This window comes from Arsenicibacter rosenii (assembly GCF_001870735.1).
In the GTDB taxonomy this organism is placed as follows: Bacteria; Bacteroidota; Bacteroidia; order Cytophagales; family Spirosomataceae; genus Arsenicibacter; species Arsenicibacter rosenii.
The window spans coordinates 1-2,026 of record NZ_MORL01000110.1 but is presented as its reverse complement, the minus strand read 5'-3'; the positions used below and the strand labels follow the sequence as shown (position 1 = coordinate 2,026).

2 protein-coding genes are annotated in these 2,026 nt (G+C 48.5%); both read left to right on the top strand.

Annotated features, from left to right (window positions below; translation table 11 throughout):
* Positions 1–167: 167 nt before the first annotated feature.
* Positions 168–512 carry a LytR/AlgR family response regulator transcription factor gene (locus BLX24_RS30110; protein WP_071506883.1) on the top strand — a complete coding sequence of 115 codons (345 nt, stop codon included), beginning with the start codon at positions 168–170 and terminating at the stop codon, positions 510–512.
* 115 nt (positions 513–627) lie between these two features.
* On the top strand, positions 628–2,026 hold a 1,399-nt coding region (locus BLX24_RS30105; protein WP_071506882.1), incomplete at its 3' end, for a hypothetical protein.

Sequence of the window (2,026 nt, the reverse complement as noted above, 5' to 3'; positions counted from 1 at the left end):
GTTTTGGGGTTGTGGATTAAATCAGAAGACATTGCCCGTAAGCTATTCAAGCTAAATATATGCTGCCGGAAAAAGCTGAACAGTTCACGGAACGGAAAAAAGCCTGCACAACTCCGTCCGCTATATCCACGCCAATTGGTTAAATCAAAAAATCTGTTGGCTCGTTTATGAATCCTGTTTACCAAATCCGATGCGATTGTGAGACAATCGACATTTCAAGAATCGTCTGGCTGGAAGGCGACTGGAACTATACCCGTATTTACCTGATAGACCGGCCGGTGCGGTTAAGTGCCTATACATTAAAAAAATACGAACGGGAGCTTAGCCAGTTTGTCCGGATCAGTAAAAAAGCAATCGTTAATCCGGCCTATGTCCGCCTGCTGCATTCCGTTTCCGGCCGGCCCGGCCGGACATGGCTACAGTTATGCGATGGTAAGTTTATTGAGGTATCCCGACGCCGGAGCAGCACTGTCAAAGGGTTATTTAAAGGAGCGGGAACAATGCGGGAATAATGTGATTACCTGTTTGACGAACAGGCAAAAGGGGTTATCTTGGGGCATGCAAACGCCGGTTTGGCAATAATCCGGTAACATTTGCACGTATTTGTGTAAGCTACGTAACCCAACAATGAACACCGAAACACCCCCTTCGCCGTCATCACTTACCCCTGAAGAGCAGGCCAAACTGCGTGAACTCACCAACCAAAGCTGGAACCTGGAATTAGCCATTTCAGGTGTGGCCATGTTTGCCATCATCCAATGGCCCGACATGCTCGACTCATTGTTTTCGTACATTCAGTACAATTTTCTAAACAACAGTCCTGATTTTTCCGGCCGGCTCCCTGCTATGGCCTATAGTCTGTTTAAGGCGGCCAGCTATATGTTGTTTATGGCCTTCCTGTGTAATTTCATCATGCGTGCCTTCTGGGTTGGACTGGTCGGCTTGCAGGCTGTTTTTCCGGAAGGTATTCAGTATGACCGGCTGCCGATGTCAACAGGGTACACACAAAAGCGTCTGGCGGAAGAGCTTGGTCCCCTTGACCGGTATATTCTCTGGCTTGATAAACGAAGTAATGTTCTGTTTGCACTGGCTTTCCAGTCAGCATTACTAGCTTTTGTTGTGGCGGTTGCATACATTGTGGCCCTTGGTTTGTTCGTGTTTATTAAACCGAATATTCCCGAAGTGGCCTGGCTTATTTTAAATACCTGCATTAATGTTTTCTTCTTTGGAGGGTCGCTGCTTATTCCCATCCTGTCGCTGAAACGATTTCGCGATAACCCCCGGGCCAATCACCTGCATTACCGGCTTACGAAGATTTTGCAGATTGTCTATATGGGCACCTACCGGCCAATGTCGTACATCTTAAATACGTTTCTGAGCAATATCCCAAGGCAGAAACTTACCCGTTTTTATGCTACTTTTTACATAGTGTTCATGGTTATTTTCATGGTTGAGTTCTCACATGATCAATTGCAGAACGAAAACCGTATCTCACTGCTGAACCGGCGGCATTTGTTTACTGCCCGTGTAGACAGTTTGTATATCAACCCTGCTAACTATGAAAACCAACGGCCCGCCGATAGCTATGTCGATGCGGCGACGATTCAGGCAGATGTAATCCGCGAGCCCTTTTTAAAACTCTTTATTGCGTACCCGAAGGCACTGGATACGCTCTTTACCAAAATTGCGGTGGAGCCGGCATGGCCTGATTCGCTCCGGGGACCGGCTTGGCGGCAACAGTATGCGGTCTGGAGCAGTCAGCAGGTAAACAAACTGGTGCAGGTTGCGGTGAATGATTCGGTGATTGCGCAGCCAGGCCTTGTCTTTACCCATGCCGGGCCACTAGAGCAGAAAGGCTGGCAAACGGTGCTGGTGCCCGGTAATCTGCGGATTGGGTATAACCTGCTCCGGATCAGCATAAAAGCCCCGAAGCAACCGGAGCCGGAAGAACTGGTCAGTATTCCGTTCTGGTACGTACCGGAAAAGCTTTCGCAACCTGTTAGTGCCCAAAACACCGCTGCTCCAC

Coding starts and splice junctions, on each gene's coding strand:
- BLX24_RS30110 (WP_071506883.1), top strand. CDS start 168: ATGAATCCTGTTTACCAAATCCGATGCGATTGTGAGACAATCGACATT.